The sequence below is a fragment of the Isoptericola sp. NPDC056605 genome, assembly GCF_042792795.1.
GTDB lineage: Bacteria > Actinomycetota > Actinomycetes > Actinomycetales > Cellulomonadaceae > Isoptericola.
Map to the genome: position 1 here is coordinate 1 of NZ_JBHTVT010000003.1, position 20,349 is coordinate 20,349.

Consider the following 20,349-nt stretch of genomic DNA (forward strand, 5'->3'; position numbering starts at 1 on the left):
GGCCCGCACCTGGTGCGGGCCGCCCTTCGAACTACCTCGGCGAGTCTCGAGCTACCTCGGCGTGAGGTGGCAGGTCACATCTTGTGGCCGGCGGAGCGCAGCTGCTGCGCGGCCTCGACGATGCGGGCGGCCATGCCGGCCTCGGCCTGCTTGCCCCAGGCGCGCGGGTCGTAGGCCTTCTTGTTGCCGACCTCGCCGTCCACCTTGAGGACGCCGTCGTAGTTGCGGAAGAAGTGGTCCGCGACGGGACGCGAGAACGCGTACTGCGTGTCGGTGTCGATGTTCATCTTGATGACACCGTTGTCGACCGCCTCGGAGATCTCCTCGGCCGTGGAGCCCGAACCGCCGTGGAACACGAGGTCGAACGGGTTCTCCTTGCCGATCTCCGAGCCGACGGCCTTCTGGATGTCCGCGAGGATCGACGGGCGCAGCTTCACGGCACCCGGCTTGTACACGCCGTGCACGTTGCCGAAGGTGAGGGCCGTGAGGTAGCGACCCTTCTCGCCGGCGCCGAGGGCGCGCACGGTGGCGAGGCCGTCCTCGGCCGTCGTGTAGAGCTTCTCGTTGATCTCGGCCTCGTGGCCGTCCTCCTCGCCGCCCACGACGCCGACCTCGATCTCGAGGATGGTGCGCGCGGCCTGCGAGAGCTCGAGCAGCTCGGCGGCGATGACGAGGTTCTCGTCCAGGGGGATGTCCGAGCCGTCGAACATGTGCGACTGGAAGGTCGGGTTCTTGCCGGCCTTCACCTGCTCCGCCTCGAGGGCGAGCAGCGGACGCACCCAGGAGTCGAGGTTCTTCTTGACGCAGTGGTCGGTGTGGATCGCGATGTTCACCGAGTAGTTCTTCGCGACCTCGGTGGCGTAGGCCGCGAGGGCCAGCGAGCCGACGACGCGGTCCTTCACGGTGGAGCCAGACGCGTACTCGGCGCCGCCCACGGAGACCTGGATGATGCCGTCCGACTCGGCCTCGGCGAAGCCCTGGAGAGCGGCGGTCACGGTCTGCGACGAGGTGATGTTGACGGCGGGGTAGGCGAACTTGCCGGCCTTCGCCCGGTCGATCATCTCGGCGTAGACCTCGGGGGTTGCGATAGGCATCTGCGGTACTCCAATGACGGGGCGTACGAGGATGCAGCGGGATGCTTCGTCGCGACGGGCGCCGTGCGACCCGCATGCAACCGGATTTTCTCACGTCCGGGTCATGAGAGTCACATGCCGTCGGCTCCGTGAGACGGAGGGAGCCACCGCGACGCCCAGGCGTGCATCGCGATCGCGCCCGCGGCGCCCGCGTTGAGGGACCTCGTGGAGCCGTGCTGGGTGATGTGCAGGACGTCGGCGCACACCGCCTGCGCCTCCGGCGTCAGGCCGGTGGACTCCTGGCCGAACAGCAGCACGCAGCGGGCGGGCAGGTCGGAGGCCTCCAGCGGCACCGACCCGGGCACGTTGTCGATGCCGATCACGGGCAGGCCGGCCCCGCCGTCCTCCGACGCCGCCCAGGCGGCGAGCGCCGCCGCGTCCGGGTGGTGGTGGGTGTGCAGGTAGCGGTCGGTGACCATCGCGCCGCGCCGGTTCCACCGCCGTCGGCCGACGACGTGCACCCCGGCCGCGTTGAACGCGTTGGCCGTGCGCACCACGGAGCCGATGTTGAGGTCGTGCGCCCAGTTCTCGATGGCGACGTGCAGCTCCCGGCCGTCGGGGCGACGGACGTCGAGGTCGGCGACGACGGCCTCGACGGTCCAGTACCGGTAGCGGTCGACGACGTTGCGGCGGTCGCCGTGCTCCAGCAGCTCGGGGTCGTAGCGCGGGTCCGGCGCACCGTCCGCGCGGCGGGGCCACGCGGACGGGCCGCCCGGCCACGGGCCGACGCCGACCTCGCGCTCGATCTCGCGCTCGGGCTCGCGCCCGGTCCCGGTCACCGCCCGGCCAGCCACTGGTCGTAGGTGGTCGTGCCCGCCGCGGCGTCCGGCACGAGGTTGCGCCCGGCGCGCAGGAAGTCCCCGAGCGGCCCGGGCAGCGGCACCCCCGCCGGCAGCCGGCGGGAGCCGCGGGCCCGCCGCCACGCGTCCGCCATCGCCCGCGCGTCGAGCACCTGCGGCCCGCCGACGGTGGCGGTCGGCGCGCCCGAGGGGCCCGTGGCGGGCCCGACCCCGAGCGGGTCCTCGCCCTCGGCCGCGTCCACGAGCGCGCGGGCGACGTCGCGCAGGTCGATCGTCTGGAAGCGGCAGCCGCGCGGGTACGGCAGCAGCCCGAGCCGCGACCAGGCGCCGAGGCGGCTGCCGCGGCCGAAGAAGAGGTCGAGGAACCCGTGGAACTGGGTGGCCCGCACGACCGTCACCGGCGCGGGCCCGGCCGCGTACACGCGCTCCTGCTCGGCGTGCGCGCGGTAGTAGGGGTACTCGCTCTGGTCCACCGCCGCGATCGACAGCACGACCGCACGGCCCACGCCCGCGCGGCCGGCCGCCTCCGCGACCCGCCGCGCACCGGTCGTGAACACGGCCTGCGCGCCGGGCGTCATGCCGTTGCTGGTGTCCACCACGGCGTCGGCGCCGTCGAACGCGGCGGTCAGCGCCGCGCTCACGGCCGCGTCGTCGTCCGCGAGCAGGTCCACCGCGTGGTGCGCCGCCCCGCCCAGCTCCGCGACGTCCTCCGGGCGCCGCCGCGACACCACGCGCACGTCGTGCCCCCGCGCCCCGGCCTCGCGCACGACGGCCCGGCCCGCCTGGCCGGTCCCGCCCACCACCACGATCGTCGTCATGCGCCCATCCTGGCCGACGCACGCGGACGCCCACGCACACGCGCGGCCCGCGCACTAGGGTTGGCGCGTGAGCGAACGACGGATCGAGTGCTGGCTGACCGACATGGACGGTGTCCTCGTGCACGAGGGGCAGGCCATCCCCGGGGCGCCGGAGTTCATCCGCGCGCTGCGCGACGCGGAGCGGCCGTTCCTCGTGCTCACGAACAACTCGATCTTCACGCCGCGCGACCTGCGCGCCCGCCTCGCGACGTCGGGCATCGACGTGCCGGAGGAGGCGATCTGGACGTCCGCGCTGGCCACCGGGCAGTTCCTCACCGACCAGATCCCCAACGGCTCGGCGTACGTGATCGGCGAGGCCGGCCTCACCACCGCCCTCTACGAGGCGGGGTACACGCTCACCGAGTCGAACCCGGACTACGTGGTGCTCGGCGAGACCCGCACCTACTCGTTCACGGCCATCACCAAGGCGATCCGCCTCGTGCGCGACGGCGCCCGCTTCATCGCCACCAACCCGGACACCACCGGGCCGTCGGCCGAGGGCCCGCTGCCCGCCACGGGCGCGGTCGCCGCGATGATCCAGGCCGCCACCGGCCGCTCGCCGTACTACGTGGGCAAGCCGAACCCGATGATGTTCCGCTCCGCCCTCAACCGCATCGACGCCCACTCCGAGGTGACGGCGATGATCGGCGACCGCATGGACACCGACGTCGTCGCCGGTATCGAGGCGGGGCTCGAGACCTTCCTGGTCATGACCGGCTCCACCTCGGCGGCCGAGGTCGACACCTACCCGTTCCGCCCGTCGCACGTGGTCGACTCCATCGCGGACCTCATCGGCCGTGTCTGACGACGCACCGGTCCCCAGGCCAAGGGATTCCCGGAGACGACGCGGCACCTGGACCGCGGTGCTCTCGATCCTGGTCGGCGCCGGCATGATCGCCTGGGTGCTGACCCGCCCCGTGGGCTACGCGTCGTTCGGCTGGTTCGCGTACGCCCCGCTCTCCGACACGGCGTTCGTCCCGGGGACGTCGAGGTGGGTGCTGATGTGGGTGCTGTTCGGGCTGGGCACCCTGCTGGTGGGGCTGGGCGCAGGGTTCCTGCTCGGGCGCCGCCGCGGCTGACGCACCGTCGGGTCAGCGCGGCGCGTACGCCGCGGCCCGCGCGACGAGGCGGGCGACGTCGTCGACGACGTCCAGGTCCTGGTGACCCTTGCGCCACCACAGCAGGGTGTCGCCGTCGAGCCGCAGCCGGCCGCCGTGCAGCGCGCCCACGCCCTGGCGGGCGAGGTCCGCGCCGCCGCCGTCGCCGAGCCACGCGTGTGCGGTCCGCTCGCTCTCGGAGCTCACGCGGAACGCGCGGTCGAAGTCCGGCACGCCGACCTCGACGTCGGCCCGCAGCGCGTCGGGGACGCCTGCGGCGGAGACCTCCACCGTGCCGTGCGCGCGGTCGAGGCGCGTGACGACCAGGTGGTACGGGTCGGTCAGGGTCGCCGGGCCGGACTCCCGGGCGCCGGTCTCGGTGATCGTGCCGGCGGAGCGGCGCTGCACGCCCAGCTCGAGGGTCCACAGGTCTCGACCGTCCACCCGGCTGCGCAGCACCTCGCCGATCGTGTGCCCGACGTCGCTCGCGAGCGGCTCGCGCTTCGGGAACGACCGCACGTCGCGTGGCACGTCGGGCTGCCCGGCGCCGCCGTACGCCGTCCACCGCCCGGCCGCGACGAGCCGGTCGACGTCCTCGCCCCGCCGCACGACGAAGCGGCGCTGGGCCCGCAGGTAGACCAGCCCGCCGACGACGGCGGCCAGCGGCACCAGCACGTACGCGACCCACACGTCGATCACGCCGACACCGGCCAGCACGGCCGCCGCGACGACGACGGCCATCGGGGCGACCAGGAGCGCCGGGCTCGGCCGTCGCGCGGCCGGTCCGCTCACGCGAGGCCCAGGTCGGCCAGGTCGTAGAGGTAGTGGTAGGGCACGCCGAGGGCCTCGATCTTCTCGCCGGCGCCGGTGGCGCGGTCGACGATCGTGGCGCAGCCGAGCACCTCGGCGCCCGCGGCGCGCAGCGCCTCGATCGCCGTGATGGGCGACCCGCCGGTCGTCGTCGTGTCCTCGAGGACCACGACCTTGCGGCCCGCGACCTCGGGACCCTCGATCTGCCGCTGCATGCCGTGCGCCTTCGCCGCCTTGCGGACGACGAACGCGTCGAGGTCCTGCCCGCGCGACGCCGCGGCGTGCAGCAGGGCGTCCGCGATCGGGTCGGCGCCGAGCGTCAGGCCGCCGACGGCGTCCACCTCCGCCGTGCCGAGGCCGACCTCCTCGAGGTGGTCGAGCAGCACGTGGCCCACCAGCGGGGCGGCGCGGTGGTGCAGCGTGATGCGGCGCAGGTCGACGTAGTAGTCGGCCTCCTTGCCGGAGGACAGCGTCACCTTGCCGTGCACGACGGCGAGCTCGGTGATGAGGTCGCGCAGCTGCTCGCGGGGCGTGGGGCCGAAGGCGGTATCCGAGGAGGTCACCCGGTCATCGTACCGACGGCCTCGGGCCCGACCGCGGGGGCGCCGTCCACCTGGAGCGCGACCACCGCCACGTCGTCGGCACCCCGGATCGGCGTGCTCCGCGCCAGCACGCAGTCGGCCAGCCGCTCGAGCCGCGCGTCCACCACCTGTTCCACGTCCTCACGCAGGTGCTCCAGGGAGTCCACCAGCGGCTCGCCCCGCCGCTCGACGAGGCCGTCCGTGAACAGCAGCAGCGACGCGCCGGGTGCCAGCACGAGGGTCGACTCCGGCCGCGCCTCGGGCAGCCGCAGCCCGAACAGCCGGCCAGGACGCTCGCCGTGGAGCTCGGCGCCGAGGTCGGCACGCCGCACCAGCGGCGGCAGGGACCCGGCGCGGGCCCAGGTGACGCGCCGCGACCCGTCGGCCGCGGGCGGCTCGACGACGGCGACCGTGATCGCCGCGAACGCCTCGATGCGCAGCACGGCGGCGGCGCGCTCGGCCCGGTCGAGGATCGCGGCAGGGCCCGCGTCGTCCTCGACCGCGACGGTGCGCAGCACGCCCTTGAGGTGCGACATCGTGGCCGCCGCGTCGACGTCGTGCCCCGCCACGTCGCCCACGACCAGCACCGCCCGACCCGACTCCCGGAGCACGACGTCGTACCAGTCGCCGCCCACCCGCGTGATCCGGTTGGCCGGCTGGTACCGGACGTCCACGGCGAGGCCGGGGACCTTCGGCGGCGGGATGAGCACCGAGGACTGCAGGGTGACTGCCGCGTCGCGCTCGGCGGCGGCGTTCGCCCGCATGCGCGCCACCGTGCTGTGCCACGACAAGCGCTCCGGTGTGGCGTAGCCGTCGGTGCCCTCGACGTCGGCCGCGTCGACCTCCTCCACCCGGACCACGACGGCACGGACGGCGGCGTCGCCCGCACGCGTGACCGGCAGCGCGAGGAGCATCCAGTACCGCGGTCCCGTCTTGCCCGTGCGTGGGTCGGGCAGGTCCCACCGGGTCGGCTCGACGACCTCGGGCATGCCCGTGCGCAGGCACCGGGCGATGGCGTCCATGGCATGGGGCACGGGCGGGGGGCCGCCCGGCACCTGCGCCAGCGCGTCGGCCAGCGTGCGCCCGACCAGCGCGTCCACCGGCATGCCGAGCAGCTCGGTGTACGAGCGGTTGGCGTCGAGCACGACGAGGTCGGGGTCCAGCACGATCTTCGGCACGGCCAGCGCGTCGAAGAGGTCGCGGTAGTCCAGCGCGTCGCCGCCGGGGAGGGCGCTCCGACCGTCCCCGGTGTCCGTCGCAGGTGCTTGCCCCCCGATCACATCTCCATCGTGGGGCAGGCGGCCGGATCTCGCCCAGCCTCGGTGCAGGCCGTGGTCAGCGGTACTTGCCGACGGCACGGACCGCGGCGCGCGGGGCCAGGCGCAGCAGGGCCGCGGCCGCCTTGTAGCGGACCGACGGCGTCGAGAGGACGACCCCGCGCCGCACGTCCGCGAGCGCTTCGGAGACGACGGTCGGGGCGTCGAGCCAGCCGGCGTCCGGGATCGTGGACATGTCCACGCCCGCCCGGTCGTGGAACTCGGTGCGCACGAACCCGGGGCTCACCACCGTGGCGGTGACGCCGGTGCCCTTGAGCTCGACGGCCAGGCCCTCCGTGAACGACCGGACGTACGCCTTCGCCGCGGCGTAGGTGCCGCCGGCGGTCAGCGCGGCGATCGAGCCCACGTTGAGGATGGCGCCGCGCCCGCGGCCCGTCATCTGCCCGGCGGCCGCGTGCGAGAGCACGAGCACCGCCCGGACCATGACGTCCAGGGCGGAGAGCTCGACGGCGAGATCGCCGCGCACGAAGGACTGCGCCGTCGCGAACCCGGCGTTATTGACGAGCAGGCCCACCGGGCGCCGGTCGTCGCCCTCCTCGTCGCCGGTGACGGCGAGCCGCGCCGCGACCCGCTCCAGGTCCTGCTTGACGGACAGGTCCGCCGGCAGCACCTCCACCCGCACGCCCGCCGCCGCGCGCACCTGCGCGGCGACCTGCTCCAGGCGGTCGGCGTCACGCGCGACCACGACCACGTCGTGTCGCGCCGTGGCGAGCTGCCAGACGAACTCCAGACCGAGGCCGGCGGTGGCGCCGGTGACGAGCGCGGTACCCATGGGGGCAGCCTAGAGGGCGGACGCGGCGGGGTTGACCCTCACGCGACGTGAGGGCCCACGCTGGCCGCATGACCGACACCACCTCCCCCGCGTTCTTCCCCGCGTTCAGCATCGGCCCCGTGCCGCGTCCCGGCCCCGGCGTGCAGCCGCCGGAGCAGTTCCGCGGCATCTACGGCATGCCGATGTTCGTCAACGTCCCGACCGCCGACCTCGAGGCCTCCACCGACTTCTGGGTGCGCGGCCTCGGCTTCTTCGAGCTCTTCGCCGCCCCCGGCACGGTGGTGCACCTGCGCCGGTGGGCGTTCCAGGACGTGCTGCTCGTGCCCGCGACGCCCGCCGCCGAGGCCGGCCCCCTGAGCGTGAGCTTCTCGTGCGTGCAGGGCGAGATCGACGAGATCGCGGCCGCGTGCGAGCGCGTCGCGCCCGGGTCGGCGAGCGGCCCTCGGCTGCAGCCGTGGGGCACCCTCGACCTGGAGGTCGTGACCCCCGAACGGACGCGCGTCGTCATGACCGCCGCCCGCCCGTGGGACCCGGCGGGCCCGGAGGCGCAGACCGTGCGCGACGAGCTGGGCTTCGGCGCCGAGGGCTGATGCGGCGGGCAGACTGGTCGCCATGACGACCCGCCTCACCGTCGGCGCCGCGGCGCGGGCCGCGGGCGTCACGGTCCGGACGCTGCACCACTGGGACGCCGTCGGCCTGGTCCGCCCGTCGGCGCGCACGGCCGCGGGCTACCGGTTGTACACGGCGTCGGACCTCGCGCGCGCGCACCGCGTCGTCCTGTACCGCGAGCTCGGCGTGCCGCTCGACGAGATCGGCGCGCTGCTCGACTCCCCGCAGGGCGCGGACGCGTCCCTGCGCCGCCAGCGCGACCTCGTGCGGGAGCGGCTGTGCCGGCTGGAGCGTGCGGCCGACGCCCTCGACCGGCTGGTCGAGGCGCGCGAGCGCGGCGTCCTGCTGTCCCCCGAGGAGCAGGTCGCCCTGTTCGGCGCCGACTGGCAGCCGTCGTGGGCGGCCGGGGCCCGCGCACGCTGGGGCGACACCGACCAGTGGGCCCAGTTCGCGGAGCGGTCGGCCGAGCGCACCCCCGAGGAGTGGCGGGAGGTCGCCGCCGAGGCCGAACGCGTCCTCGACGACCTCGCGGACGCGTTCGGCCGCGGCGTCACGCCCGGCAGTGCCGAGGCCGACGCCCTGGCCGAGCGCCATCGTGCGTCGCTCGGCGCCTACTTCGACGTCACACCTTCGATGCACGTCGTCATCGGGCGCATGTACGCCGCCGACCCCGACTTCACCGCCCAGCACGACCGACGCCGCCCCGGCCTGACGGCGTGGCTGCGCGAGGTCATCGACGCCGGTGCCCGCACGCACGGCGTCGACCCCGACACGGCGACGTGGGAATGAGCTCCCGAGGGCGTCGGCGACCGCCGGTAGCCTGGCGCCCGTGCGCCTCGCGACCTGGAACGTCAACTCCGTCCGTGCCCGCGTCGACAGGGTGATCGCCTTCCTGGAGCGCTCGGGCACGGACGTGCTCGCCATCCAGGAGACCAAGTGCCGCGACGAGCAGTTCCCCCACGCGGCGTTCGAGGCCGCCGGCTACCAGGTGGCGCACACCGGGCACTCGGCGTGGAACGGCGTCGCCATCGCGTCCCGGGTCGGGATCACCGACGTCGAGACGTCCTTCCCGGGCCAGCCGGGGTTCGCCAAGCCCGCCGCGGCCGCTGACGCCGCACCGGCCGGCGCACCCGACGAGGCCCCGGACCCGACGCCCGACGAGGCGCCGGCCACCCTGCTCGACGTGCCGCCGCCGATCGAGGCGCGCGCCCTCGGCGCCACCTGCGGCGGCGTGCGCGTCTGGTCCCTGTACGTGCCGCACGGCCGCGCGATCAGCGACCCGCACTACGCGTACAAGCTGGCGTGGCTGGGCGCGCTGCGCGACGCCGCGTCCGGCTGGCTCGCCGCCGATCCCCGCACCCCGGTCGCGCTGGTCGGCGACTGGAACGTCATCCCGCTCGACACGGACGTCTACGACCCGGCCGCGTTCGAGGGCCACACCCACGTGACCCCCGCCGAGCGGGAGGCCTTCACGGCGTTCGCGACCGCCGGCTACACCGAGGTGACGCGCGAGCACCTGCCCGCCGAGCACACCTACACGTACTGGGACTACCAGCAGCTCGCGTTCCCCCGGAACAAGGGTCTGCGCATCGACTTCGCCTACGCCTCCCCCGCCGTGCGCGAGCGCGTCACCGGCGTCGCCATCGACCGTGACGAGCGCAAGGGCAAGGGCGCCAGCGACCACGTCCCGGTGATCCTCGACCTCGCCGACCCGGCCTGACGCGCACGGAGCACGTCGTGACCCAGGACCCGAACCCGCACGACCGCGCGCAGGACCCTGCACCCGACCCTGCACCCGACCCGGCACCCGACGCCGCGCCGACCCCCGCCGAGCCGGTCTTCGCCGCGCCGACGCCGGCGGGCGTGCTGCCCGCGGACGGCCTCGCCGGCCTGGGCCTGCCGGGCACGGGCGACGACGGCGCGCCCCCGCCCCGCGACGGCGCACGGCCCCGGGCCGAAGGCGGCGCCTCGGCCCGGGCGCACCGCGGCGTGCGTCGCGCGGCCGTGGCGGTGGTGGCGCTCGCCGTCGTCGGCGGCGCCGTCGCGATCGGGGTCACGACGGCACGCGACCGGGCGACCGCGCCCGTGCCGGCCGCGGTGACCGGGGCGCGCGAGGTGAACGCGGCGCAGCTCGTGCTCGGGTCCTGCCTGCGGCACCTGCCGCCCGGCGGCGTCGGCCGGGTGACCGTCGTGCCGTGCGCGGGCGAGCACGAGGCGCAGGTGGTGGGGCGCACGGACTCCGCGGCCGGTGCCGTGTGGCCCGGTCACGACGCGCTGGTGCGCAAGGCGTCCGCCGACTGCGGCCCCGGGCTGCTGGGCGCCGCGGGCCGCGACGCGGAGGGGCTGACCTTCGTCGTCCTCACCCCGTCGGAGGCCGGCTGGGCGGCCGGCGACCGCACAGGGCTGTGCGTCGCGGTGTCGGAGACTCCCGGAACGGTCGACCTGCTGGCCTGAGGACGGTCGACGTCTCCGATATCCCCCCACGGGTGGATTCTTACAGTGATCTTGGTCACATCCGGTATCACGCGACCGCGTCCGGTTCGCTCCGGGTTGACCGGACTCGTCCAGCACGGATGCCCACCGTCCCCCGCGCCAGCGACACGCGGGGCCTGTTATCGGAACGTGACCTCGAAGGGTCCGCGGGGTTAGCGTCCCTCGACCGCACCTGCCACGGGTGCCGGCCGACCGGGACGCAGCCGAGTGCTGCCGGCGTCCCGGTGACCACGAACCTCACGGCAGCAGCGGGAGACCCACTTCCGGCCGGCCGCCCGGACACACCGCCCGGACGCTCCCGGCCTTGGGGTTCAGCCACCTCTGGTGGCGGGCCAACGATCTCGGCCTCACCCGACAGCTCATCTCGCAGGCTGGAGGTCACGCCCCATGTCCACGTCCCCTGCCTCCGCGCGCCCCGGCACCGCCGCCGCGGCCGCTCGCCGGCCCCGCCGGGCGATCATCGCCCTCGCCGTCGCCGGCGCCCTCACGGGTGGCGGTCTCGTCGCCGTCGCCCCCCACGCGTCCGCCGCCACCGGCGCCACCTCCGCGAACGTCGGTTCCGCGAACCTCGGCTCGGTGGCCGTGCAGGCCGCCAAGGGTTACAAGTCGACCGTCACGCTCAAGGTCGCCCGGAAGAAGACCGTCGTCAAGCACATGAGCGCCTCGAAGCGCCCGACCTACACCGTGACCGCCACCCGGTCCGGCAAGGCCGTGGCCGGGAAGGCCAAGCTCCTCGTCAACGGGAAGTCGGTCTCCACCCGCACGCTGCACAAGGGCAAGGCGACCTTCAACCCGAACTGGTCGATGCACAAGGTCGGCAAGAACAAGATGCAGATCTTCGTCCTGCCGAGCAGCTCGAAGCTCCGCAAGGTCGGCACGTCCGCCGTCACCGCGACCGCGAAGCGCGCCGGTTCGCCCGTCGTCGCGATCGCGAAGACGAAGGTCGGCGCCCGCTACGTCTCCGGCGCCACCGGTCCGAGCTCGTTCGACTGCTCCGGCTTCACCTCCTACGTGTACAAGAAGGCGATCGGCAAGAAGCTGCCGCGCACGTCGTCCGCGCAGAAGCACGTCGGCAAGAAGGTCTCGCGCAAGAACGCCAAGCCCGGCGACCTGATCTGGTCGCCCGGCCACGTGGCCATCTACATCGGCAACGGCAAGCAGATCGACGCCGGCAACCCGCGCGTCGGCGTCGTCAAGCGCAGCATCTGGCAGTCGAACCCGACGTTCATCCGGGTCAGCAGCAAGGCGGTCTGACCTCCCGAAGCACCCGTCGAGCCCCCGGCCTCCGTCACGCGAGGTCGGGGGCTCGACGCCTGTGTTCCCCATCCCCGCCGCCCAGGGTGAAGCCGCCCCGTTGCCGTGCCAGCCCTCGATGCCCCACCGTCGACGCCGTCGTCGGCGTTGTCGAAGAAGTCGAGCTCCTTGTCGTCCGGGCGGTGGCACGAGGATGGTGCTGCAGAACCGCCTTCGACCCCGCGTCGTCCTACCCGTACACGCTCGACCCGGCGGCCGACGTGCCGTCGCTCGTGCGGGCGGGCGCCGGCCCGCAGGCCTCCATCGGCTGACCCGGCCCCGCCGAGGTAGTGCGTGACGTGCCGAGGTAGTTCGTGACACGGGGTCACGAACTACCTCGGCAGGCTCGGAACTACCTCGGCGGGCCTCGAGCTACCTCGGCGTGACGCTGAGGCCGGAGGCGTCCGGGTCGAGGTCCACGACGACGGTGCCGCCGTCGGACACGGCGCCGGACAGCAGCTCCTTGGCGAGCCGGTCGCCGATCTCGCGCTGCACCAGGCGGCGCAGCGGGCGGGCGCCGTACGCCGGGTCGAAGCCCTCCAGCGCCAGCCACTCGCGCGCGGCAGGCGTGACGTCCACCGTGATGCGCCGGTCGGCCAGGCGCTTCGCGAACGCCGCGACCTGGAGGTCGACGATCTCGCCGAGCTCCTCGACGTTCAGCGCGTCGAAGATCACCACGTCGTCGAGCCGGTTGAGGAACTCCGGCTTGAACGACGCGCGCACGGCGGCCATCACGGCCTCGCGGCGGGCGTCGTCGTCCAGGGCCGGGTCGACGAGGAACTGCGAGCCCAGGTTCGACGTCAGCACCAGGATGACGTTGCGGAAGTCGACCGTGCGGCCCTGGCCGTCGGTGAGGCGTCCGTCGTCGAGCACCTGGAGCAGGATGTCGAAGACCTCGGGGTGCGCCTTCTCCACCTCGTCCAGCAGGACGACGGAGTAGGGGCGCCGCCGCACGGCCTCGGTGAGCTGGCCGCCCTCCTCGTAGCCGACGTACCCCGGAGGGGCGCCGACCAGCCGCGACACGGAGTGCTTCTCCGAGTACTCGGACATGTCGATGCGCACCATGGCGCGCTCGTCGTCGAACAGGAAGTCCGCGAGCGACTTGGCGAGCTCCGTCTTGCCGACGCCGGTCGGGCCGAGGAAGAGGAACGACCCGGTCGGACGGTCGGGGTCGGCCACGCCGGCCCGCGAGCGCCGCACGGCGTCGGACACCGCGCGGACGGCGGCCGTCTGGCCGATGAGCCGCTCGCCGATGACGTCCTCCATGTGCAGGAGCTTCTCGGACTCGCCCTGCAGCAGGCGCCCAGCGGGGATGCCCGTCCAGGCGGAGACGACCTCGGCGATCTCGTCGGAGCCCACCTTGTCGGCGATCATCGGCGCCTCGTGAGCCTGGGCCTCGTCCGCCTCCTGGGACGCCTCGGCCCGCTCGGCCTCCGCGAGCTCGCGCTCGACCTGCGGGATCTCCCCGTACAGGAGGCGGGCGGCGGACTCGAGGTCGCCCTCGCGCTGCAGCCGGTCGGACTCGGTGCGCAGCTCGTCGATGCGGGCGCGCAGGTCGCCGACGCGGTTGTGGCCGGCCTTCTCCGACTCCCACCGCGCGGTGAGCGCGGCGAGCTGCTCGCGGGTGTCCGCGAGGTCGGCGCGCAGGCGCTCCAGGCGCTCGGTGGAGGCGGCGTCGTCGGACTCCTTGAGCACGACCTCCTCCATCTCGAGGCGCGTGACGGCGCGCTGCAGCTCGTCGATCTCGACGGGCGAGGAGTCCATCTCCATGCGCAGGCGCGACGCCGCCTCGTCGACGAGGTCGATCGCCTTGTCCGGGAGCTGACGACCGGTGATGTACCGGTCGGACAGCGCGGCCGCGGCGACGAGCGCGGAGTCCGCGATCGTCACCTTGTGGTGCGCCTCGTACCGCTCCTTGAGCCCGCGCAGGATCGCGACGGTGTCCTCCACGGACGGCTCGCCGACGAACACCTGCTGGAACCGGCGCTCGAGGGCCGGGTCCTTCTCGATGTGCTCGCGGTACTCGTCGAGGGTCGTGGCCCCGACCAGGCGCAGCTCGCCGCGGGCGAGCATGGGCTTGAGCATGTTGCCCGCATCCATGGCGCCCTCGCCGCCGGCGCCCGCGCCGACGACGGTGTGCAGCTCGTCGATGAAGGTGACGACCTCGCCGTCCGACGCGGTGATCTCCTCGAGCACGGCCTTGAGGCGCTCCTCGAACTCGCCCCGGTACTTGGCGCCCGCGACCATGCCCGCCAGGTCGAGCGCGACGAGGCGCTTGCCCTGCAGGGACGTCGGGACGTCGCCCGCGACGATGCGCTGCGCCAGGCCCTCGACGACGGCCGTCTTGCCGACGCCGGGCTCGCCGATGAGGACGGGGTTGTTCTTGGTGCGGCGGCTGAGCACCTGCACGACGCGCCGGATCTCGGAGTCGCGGCCGATGACCGGGTCGAGCTTGCCGTCGCGGGCGCGCTGCGTGAGGTCGCTGCCGTACTGCTCCAGCGCCTTGTACGTGCCCTCGGGGTTGGGGCTGGTGACGCGGGACGAGCCGCGGACGGCGGGCAGCGCCGCGCGCAGGGCGTCGGCGGTCGCGCCCGCCTCGGTCAGCGCCTGGGCAGCGGCGGACTGCCCGGCGGCGAGCGCGATGAGCAGGTGCTCGGTCGAGACGTACTCGTCGCCGAGCGCCTCGGCCTCCTTGCCCGCGTTCTCCAGCACGGCGCTCATCGCGCGCGACGGCGCGGGCTGCGCGACGGCGGAGCCGCTCGCCTGCGGCAGGGCGACGAGGGCCGCGCGGGCGCGCTGGCCGATCTGCTGGGCGTTCGCGCCGACGGCGTCGAGCAGGCCGACGGCGACGCCGCCGCTCTGCTGGAGCAGCGCCTGGAGCAGGTGCACCGGCTCGAGCTGGGGGTTGCCCGCGGCCGACGCCGACTGGACGGCGTCGCCGAGCGCCTGCTGCGACATGGTCGTGAGCTTGATGTCCATGGGACCTCCGGGATGACGTGCGGTGATACGGGTCAGACTCCTGTCGGGGGAACGTCGCCAAAGTTGAGTCTATTCCGCTCAACTTTGAGCGCAAGGCGCCCGGGGTGCCAGGTGGCTCCCCGGCGGCCGCTGCGGGATGCTGGGCCGGTGACCACTCCAGCCCGCGGCCCCGTGCGCCGCCTCCGCACCGCGATCGCGGCGGCCCTGGCCGCCGTCGGCCTTCTCGCCCTCGCCGGGTGCATGAAGGTCGACATGGACATGACGCTGTCGGAGGACGACACCGTCTCCGGCTCGATCGTCATGGCCGTCTCGAACAGCCTCGCCGAGACCATGGGGATGGAGCCCGGCGAGCTGTGGAAGCAGGCCGGCGGCGAGCTCTCCCAGAACCTGCCCGAGGGCACGTCCCAGGAGCCGTACTCCGACGACGAGTACACCGGGACCAGGTACACCTTCACCGACGCCCCGATCAGCCAGATCTCCGGCGAGGGCGGCGAGGACCTCACCATCACCCGCGACGGCGACGACTACGTCGTGGACGGCACGATGGACCTCTCCGAGGGCGCCGACCAGCTGGAGTCGCTGCCGCAGAACGTGCAGGACGCCTTCGACGTCCGCCTCGCCGTCACGTTCCCCGGGCCGGTCAGCGACGCCACCGGCACCGTCGACGGCAACACCGTCACCTGGACGCCGAAGGTCGGCGAGAACACCGAGATCCACGCGGTCGGCTCGGCCACCGCCGGCAGCAGCTTCCCGTGGTGGATCGTCGGCCTCGTCGTCGGGCTGGTCGTCATCGGCCTCGTCGTGTGGTTCGTCGTGCGGAACAACCGCCGTCCCGCTACGTCGACGGTCACGGGCACCGCGACGGGCGACGCCGCGTTCGCCGCGCAGGCCGCCCCCGGGGCCGTGCCGGCCGCCGGCCCGACGCCGGAGGAGCAGGTCTTCGGCACCCCCGCGGCCCCGCCCGCCGAGCCGACCACCGGCCCGGTCGCCGAGCCGCTCGAGCCGGAGGCCGCGCCCGAGACCGCCGCGCCCGCCGGCCCCACGACCGGCCCCGTCGCCGAGCCGCTGGAGCCCGGCCGCCCGGGCGAGGAGGACACGGTCCGGCAGGAGCCCGCCGGCGGCGCCACCGAGCCCGACGCCGAGCCCGACGTCACGGGCACGCCCGACGACCGCCCCGGCGACGAGGACCGTCCGTCCGGTCCCGCGCAGGGTGCCTGAGGCGCCGGCCGCGCCGCTCCCCGGACCCGGGGCGTGGCGCGAGGACGTCCTCGGCCCGGAGTTCCGGGCGCGCACGCTGCCGCTGCCCGGTGGCGCGGAGGCCGTGCTGGTGCGGCACGTGCCGTCCACGCCGGCTGACGACGGCACGCCGGGACCTCGCGGCGCCGTCGCGCGCACGGCGGTGCTGTACGTGCACGGGTTCGCGGACTACTTCTTCCACCCGCACCTCGCGGCGGCCGTCGCCGGGCGCGGGCTCGCGTTCTACGCCGTCGACCTGCGCGGGCACGGGCGCGCCTGGGACGCCCAGGTGGCCGCCGGCGGAGACCCGAACCAGGTGCGCGACATCGCCGTGTACGCGCAGGACCTCGACGCCGCGGCTGCCGTCGTCCGGGCCGCGGGGCACGAGCGGCTCGTGGTGCTCGGCCACTCCACGGGCGGGCTCGTGGCCCCGCTGTGGGCCGCGGCCCGCCCGGGCCGGGCGGACGCCCTGGTGCTCAACAGCCCCTGGGTCCAGCTCAACAAGCCCCGCCCGGTGCGGGTGGCCGCCACCGCGCTCGTCGAGGCCCTCGGCGTCGTCGCGCCGCGCGCCGTCGTGAACCACCTCGACGACGACTACGCGCGGGCCCTGCACCGTGCCCACGGCGGCGAGTGGGACTTCGACGCGGCGTGGAAGCCGCACGAGCCGTTCGCCGTCCGCGCCGCCTGGCTGCGGTCGGTGCTGCGCGCGCAGCGCCGCCTCGCGCGCGGCCTGGGGCTCCGGATCCCGGTGCTGGTGCTGACCTCCGACCGGTCCACCACGGACCAGCACCTCACCACGGACACCGTGCTCGACGTCGCGCACATGCGCGAACGGGCGCGGCGGCTCGGGGGCGACGTCACCGTGCGCACGGTCGCGGGCGGCACCCACGACCTGGCGCTGTCACCGCGGCCCGCCCGCGACGCCTACCTCGCCGCCGTCCTCGACTGGATCGAGGCTCTCCCCTAGCGCCCACGGTCGTGTCCGATTCCCGCTAGCACCTGGTCGGTGGGGCGCGTGAGGATGGGGACATGACGACGACAGCCCGCCCCGACGCACGGGAGTTCGAGGAGCGCTACCGCGCCATCGCCGCGCGCGACACCCGGTTCGACGGGCAGTTCTTCACGGCGGTGCGGTCCACCGGCATCTACTGCCGCCCCTCCTGCCCGGCGCGCACGCCCAAGCCGGAGAACGTCACCTTCTACCTCACCTCGGCGGCGGCGCACGAGGCGGGCTACCGCGCCTGCAAGCGGTGCCTGCCCGAGGCCGCGCCCGGCACGCCCGCCTGGGACCTGCGGCACGACCTCGCCGGTCGCGCGATGCGCCTGATCGCCGACGGCGTGGTGGACCGCGAGGGCACGGACGGGCTCGCGTCCCGCCTCGGGTACAGCGCGCGGCACGTGCACCGCCTGCTCGCCGCAGAGCTCGGCGCCGGCCCGCTCGCCCTGGCCCGTGCGCAGCGCGCGCAGACCGCGCGCAGCCTCGTCGTCGGCACCGACCTGCCGCTCGCGGACGTCGCCTTCGCGGCCGGGTTCGGCTCGATCCGCCAGTTCAACGACACGATGACCGAGGTCTTCGCCGTCGCGCCGAGCGAGCTGCGCGCGCGCAGCCGCCGCCGGGCCCGCCCCGACCACCCCTTCCGGCAGGCGACGGACGGCGGTCACGGCGCCGACGTCGCGCGGGTCCGCCTCGACCTGGAGCTGCCGGTGCGCGAGCCGTTCGACGCCCGCGGGGTCGTCGCCTTCCTCGCGGCGCGCGCCGTCGACGGCGTGGAGGTCGCGGACCTCGACGGCGACGACGTCCGGTACGCCCGCACGCTGCGGCTCCCCCACGGGCCGGGCGCGGCGGAGGTCCTGGCGGGGCCGGGCGTCGGGCCCGGCCGGGTCGCCGTGCGCCTGGAGCTCGCGTCCGCCGCCGACGTCTCGGTGGCCGTCGCCCGCCTGCGCCGGCTGCTCGACCTGGACGCCGACCCGGCGGCCGTCGACACCGCCCTCGCCGACGACCCCGCGCTGGCCCCGCTCGTCGCCCGCACGCCCGGTCTGCGGCTGCCCGGCACGGTGGACCCGCACGAGATCGTGGTGCGCGCCATCGTCGGCCAGCAGATCAGCGTGGCCGCCGCGCGCACGCACCTGGGCCGGCTGGCGGCCGGCGCCGGCACCCCGTACGACTCCGCGGTGCCGGGGCTCACGCGCCTGTTCCCGACGGCCGCGCAGGTCGCGGCCGCGGCGGCGGACCACCTGCGCCTGCCCGCCCGGTCGGTCGCAACGGTCGTCGACACCGCCCGCGCCCTCGACGACGGCACCCTCGCCGTCGGGGTGGGCGACGACGGCGAGGCCCTGCGCGCCGCGCTCGTCGCGCGGCGCGGGATCGGGCCGTGGACCGCCGCGTACGTGGCGATGCGCGTGCTGCGCGACCCGGACTCCTGGCTCGACGGCGACGTCGCGCTCCTCGCGGGCGCCGCCGCGGCCGGCGTCGACCTCGGCCTGCCCGACGACGCCCCGCGCACGGCGCGCTCGCGTGCCCTGGCCGCCCGGGCCGAGCGGTGGGCGCCGTGGCGCTCGTACGCCGCCCTGCACCTGTGGCGCGCCGCCCTGCCGCCGAGCATGCGGTAGCGCACCTTCCCAGCCGTCAGTCCGAGCGCAGCCGCATGCTCGGCACCCACCCACCCCAGACCCCGGAGGTTCCGATGACCGCCACGACCACCGTCCCCACCGCCCGCACCACCACCCTGAGCACCCCCGACGGCCCGTTCACCGTCGTCGTCGACCCGGACGGCACGGTCCTCGCGTCGGGCTGGACGACGGACGCCGACTCCCTGGTCGGCCTCGTCCACCCCGACGTCCGTCCCACGGCCACCACGACCGTGCCCGACGACGACCCCGCGGTGGCCGGCGCCGTCGCGGCGGTGCGCGCGTACTACGCCGGCGACGTGCACGCGATCGACGTCGTCCCCGTCCGCCAGGTCTCCGGCCCGTACCGCGCGCACGCGTGGGACGTGCTGCGCACCGTCGACGCCGGCGACCCCGTCACCTACACGCGGTACGCGGAGCTGTCCGGCCGTCCCGCCGCGGTCCGCGCGGCCGCGGGCGCGTGCGCGATGAACGCCGCCGCCCTGTTCGTGCCGTGCCACCGGGTGCTGCGCACCGACGGCAGCCTGGGCGGCTTCCGGTACGGCCTGGACGTCAAGCGCAGCCTGCTCGCCCACGAGGCGCGGCACGCGGGCTGATCCCGGGGCCGGGGCCGGTCAGAGCGAGGGCTCCTCGGGCGTGGACACGGTGAACACCGCACCGGCGATGACGGGGACCCGCGTCGCCGCCCGCTCCAGGTCGTCCAGGCGCCGCGCGACCGTCTCCTCCGGCTCGTTGCCGCTGAGGTCGACGCTGGCCACGAGGTACAGCGACCTCGGCCCCACGTACTCGAGCCGCAGGTAGGTGACCCGCTCCACCTGCGGCATCGTGACGAGGTGCGCGAGCACGGCTGCCCGCGTCTCGGGCCGGGCGGCCTCCCCGACGAGGAACCGCCGGTTGCGGTCGACGAGCACGAGGGAGACGACGGCGAGCACGACGCCGACGACGATCGATCCGACGGCGTCGGGCACCGGCGACCCCGTGAGCTGGTGCGCGAGCACGCCCCCGAACGCGACGACGAGGCCGACGAGGGCCGCGGCGTCCTCCGCGTAGACGGCGCGCAGCGTCGGGTCGGAGGTGACGAGCACGTGGTGCAGCACGTCGTGCTCGGCCTTCTTCGCCTCGGCGCGCGCCTGCCGGCTGGCCTGGAGGAACGAGAAGCCCTCGAGCACGAACGCGAGGCCGAGCACGGCGTACGCGACGCCGAAGTCGCTCGCGGGCTCGGGGTGCACCAGCTCCTGGATGCCGTGCGTGATGGACACGCCGGCACCGACGGCGAACAGCCCGATCGCGGCGAACATCGACCACACGTAGGCCTCGCGGCCGAAGCCGAGCGGGTGCTCGCGGTCGGCGGGACGCCGGGAGCGGCGGTCGGCGACGAGCAGGAAGATCTCGTTCCCGGTGTCCGCCCAGGAGTGCACGGCCTCCGCGAGCATGGACGCCGACCCGGTGATGGTGGCGGCCACGGACTTCGCGACGGCGACGAACGCGTTGGCGGCGAACGCGATGATCACGGTGACGGTGCTCTCGCCGCCGGCGTGCGCGTCCTGCACGACGCGCGGGCTCGCGAGGGGTTCCGGCGGCACGGCGCCCGGCTCGGTGTCGGCCGGGCGGCTCAGCGCCTCGAACGGGTCCGGCGTCGCGGAAAGGTCCGGCGCGGCGACGTGGTCGGGCTCGCGATCGGGTCCGGGCTCGGCAGGGGCCATGCGCCCGGTCTACCAGCCGTG

General features: G+C 75.0%; 21 protein-coding genes. 12 read left to right on the forward strand and 9 right to left on the reverse strand.

What is annotated here, in order from left to right; translation table 11 throughout:
- Positions 1-74: 74 nt before the first annotated feature.
- The 3 genes from fbaA to ACFQ8Y_RS04210 all read right to left on the reverse strand — a co-directional run bounded on the left by fbaA (position 75) and on the right by ACFQ8Y_RS04210 (position 2,751).
- Positions 75-1,094 (reverse strand): class II fructose-bisphosphate aldolase, encoded by a 1,020-nt coding sequence (fbaA, locus tag ACFQ8Y_RS04200; RefSeq protein WP_429766120.1) that lies wholly within the window; start codon positions 1,092-1,094, stop codon positions 75-77.
- Positions 1,095-1,204: 110 nt separating this feature from the next.
- Entirely contained in the window at positions 1,205-1,912 is a 708-nt protein-coding gene (locus ACFQ8Y_RS04205; RefSeq protein WP_430584696.1) for a TrmH family RNA methyltransferase, read from the reverse strand.
- Entirely contained in the window at positions 1,909-2,751 is an 843-nt protein-coding gene (locus ACFQ8Y_RS04210; protein WP_430584697.1) for an SDR family oxidoreductase, read from the reverse strand. The genes ACFQ8Y_RS04205 and ACFQ8Y_RS04210 overlap by 4 nt, the downstream gene beginning before the upstream one ends.
- A gap of 103 nt (positions 2,752-2,854) precedes the next feature.
- Between ACFQ8Y_RS04210 and ACFQ8Y_RS04215 the strand changes: the two genes are divergently transcribed.
- Entirely contained in the window at positions 2,855-3,595 is a 741-nt protein-coding gene (locus ACFQ8Y_RS04215; protein ID WP_429735840.1) for an HAD-IIA family hydrolase, read from the forward strand.
- A 58-nt stretch (positions 3,596-3,653) separates the two neighbouring features.
- Positions 3,654-3,869, forward strand: a complete 216-nt coding sequence (locus ACFQ8Y_RS04220) for a hypothetical protein (protein WP_430584698.1) — start codon at positions 3,654-3,656, stop codon at positions 3,867-3,869.
- A 12-nt stretch (positions 3,870-3,881) separates the two neighbouring features.
- On the opposite strand, the gene ACFQ8Y_RS04225 is transcribed toward ACFQ8Y_RS04220, so the two are convergent.
- Genes ACFQ8Y_RS04225 through ACFQ8Y_RS04240 form a run of 4 tightly spaced genes read right to left on the reverse strand, consistent with a single transcriptional unit; the run spans position 3,882 to position 7,387 of the window.
- The gene (locus ACFQ8Y_RS04225; RefSeq protein ID WP_430584699.1) at positions 3,882-4,679 is read right to left on the reverse strand and encodes a hypothetical protein; all 798 of its coding nucleotides are present in this window, start codon (positions 4,677-4,679) and stop codon (positions 3,882-3,884) included.
- Positions 4,676-5,260 carry an orotate phosphoribosyltransferase gene (pyrE, locus tag ACFQ8Y_RS04230; protein ID WP_430551701.1) on the reverse strand — a complete coding sequence of 195 codons (585 nt, stop codon included), beginning with the start codon at positions 5,258-5,260 and terminating at the stop codon, positions 4,676-4,678. Before pyrE ends, ACFQ8Y_RS04225 begins: the two co-directional genes overlap by 4 nt.
- Positions 5,257-6,558 carry a SpoIIE family protein phosphatase gene (locus ACFQ8Y_RS04235; protein ID WP_430584700.1) on the reverse strand — a complete coding sequence of 434 codons (1,302 nt, stop codon included), beginning with the start codon at positions 6,556-6,558 and terminating at the stop codon, positions 5,257-5,259. Before ACFQ8Y_RS04235 ends, pyrE begins: the two co-directional genes overlap by 4 nt.
- Positions 6,559-6,613: 55 nt before the next feature.
- Complete coding sequence (locus ACFQ8Y_RS04240; protein WP_430551699.1) at positions 6,614-7,387, reverse strand: SDR family NAD(P)-dependent oxidoreductase; 774 nt, start codon at positions 7,385-7,387, stop codon at positions 6,614-6,616.
- A 68-nt stretch (positions 7,388-7,455) separates the two neighbouring features.
- On the opposite strand from ACFQ8Y_RS04240, the gene ACFQ8Y_RS04245 reads away from it, so the two are divergent.
- The 6 genes from ACFQ8Y_RS04245 to ACFQ8Y_RS04270 all read left to right on the forward strand — a co-directional run bounded on the left by ACFQ8Y_RS04245 (position 7,456) and on the right by ACFQ8Y_RS04270 (position 12,054).
- The gene (locus ACFQ8Y_RS04245) at positions 7,456-7,977 is read left to right on the forward strand and encodes a VOC family protein (protein ID WP_430584701.1); all 522 of its coding nucleotides are present in this window, start codon (positions 7,456-7,458) and stop codon (positions 7,975-7,977) included.
- A gap of 22 nt (positions 7,978-7,999) precedes the next feature.
- The gene (locus ACFQ8Y_RS04250) at positions 8,000-8,785 is read left to right on the forward strand and encodes a MerR family transcriptional regulator (protein ID WP_430584702.1); all 786 of its coding nucleotides are present in this window, start codon (positions 8,000-8,002) and stop codon (positions 8,783-8,785) included.
- A gap of 40 nt (positions 8,786-8,825) precedes the next feature.
- Positions 8,826-9,716: an exodeoxyribonuclease III gene (locus tag ACFQ8Y_RS04255; protein ID WP_430584703.1), complete on the forward strand. Its 891-nt coding sequence runs from the start codon at positions 8,826-8,828 to the stop codon at positions 9,714-9,716.
- 17 nt (positions 9,717-9,733) lie between these two features.
- Positions 9,734-10,450 (forward strand): septum formation family protein, encoded by a 717-nt coding sequence (locus tag ACFQ8Y_RS04260; protein WP_430584704.1) that lies wholly within the window; start codon positions 9,734-9,736, stop codon positions 10,448-10,450.
- A gap of 426 nt (positions 10,451-10,876) precedes the next feature.
- Complete coding sequence (locus ACFQ8Y_RS04265; protein ID WP_430551694.1) at positions 10,877-11,743, forward strand: C40 family peptidase; 867 nt, start codon at positions 10,877-10,879, stop codon at positions 11,741-11,743.
- 182 nt (positions 11,744-11,925) lie between these two features.
- Positions 11,926-12,054, forward strand: a complete 129-nt coding sequence (locus ACFQ8Y_RS04270) for a hypothetical protein (RefSeq protein ID WP_430584705.1) — start codon at positions 11,926-11,928, stop codon at positions 12,052-12,054.
- A 100-nt stretch (positions 12,055-12,154) separates the two neighbouring features.
- Here the strand turns inward: ACFQ8Y_RS04270 and clpB are convergent, their stop codons facing one another.
- Complete coding sequence (gene clpB, locus ACFQ8Y_RS04275) at positions 12,155-14,761, reverse strand: ATP-dependent chaperone ClpB (protein ID WP_430584706.1); 2,607 nt, start codon at positions 14,759-14,761, stop codon at positions 12,155-12,157.
- A gap of 147 nt (positions 14,762-14,908) precedes the next feature.
- Here clpB and ACFQ8Y_RS04280 point away from each other — a divergent pair, with 147 nt between their 5' ends.
- The 4 genes from ACFQ8Y_RS04280 to ACFQ8Y_RS04295 all read left to right on the forward strand — a co-directional run bounded on the left by ACFQ8Y_RS04280 (position 14,909) and on the right by ACFQ8Y_RS04295 (position 19,221).
- Entirely contained in the window at positions 14,909-15,979 is a 1,071-nt protein-coding gene (locus ACFQ8Y_RS04280; RefSeq protein WP_430584707.1) for an LppM family (lipo)protein, read from the forward strand.
- The gene (locus ACFQ8Y_RS04285) at positions 15,972-16,964 is read left to right on the forward strand and encodes an alpha/beta hydrolase (protein WP_430584708.1); all 993 of its coding nucleotides are present in this window, start codon (positions 15,972-15,974) and stop codon (positions 16,962-16,964) included. The genes ACFQ8Y_RS04280 and ACFQ8Y_RS04285 overlap by 8 nt, the downstream gene beginning before the upstream one ends.
- Before the next feature lie 62 nt (positions 16,965-17,026).
- On the forward strand, positions 17,027-18,607 hold the full coding sequence (locus ACFQ8Y_RS04290; protein WP_430551687.1) for a DNA-3-methyladenine glycosylase 2 family protein: 1,581 nt from the start codon (positions 17,027-17,029) through the stop codon (positions 18,605-18,607).
- A 74-nt stretch (positions 18,608-18,681) separates the two neighbouring features.
- Positions 18,682-19,221 carry a methylated-DNA--[protein]-cysteine S-methyltransferase gene (locus tag ACFQ8Y_RS04295; RefSeq protein WP_430584709.1) on the forward strand — a complete coding sequence of 180 codons (540 nt, stop codon included), beginning with the start codon at positions 18,682-18,684 and terminating at the stop codon, positions 19,219-19,221.
- A gap of 18 nt (positions 19,222-19,239) precedes the next feature.
- Here the strand turns inward: ACFQ8Y_RS04295 and ACFQ8Y_RS04300 are convergent, their stop codons facing one another.
- Positions 19,240-20,328 (reverse strand): cation diffusion facilitator family transporter, encoded by a 1,089-nt coding sequence (locus ACFQ8Y_RS04300; RefSeq protein ID WP_430584710.1) that lies wholly within the window; start codon positions 20,326-20,328, stop codon positions 19,240-19,242.
- Positions 20,329-20,349 lie beyond the last annotated feature (21 nt).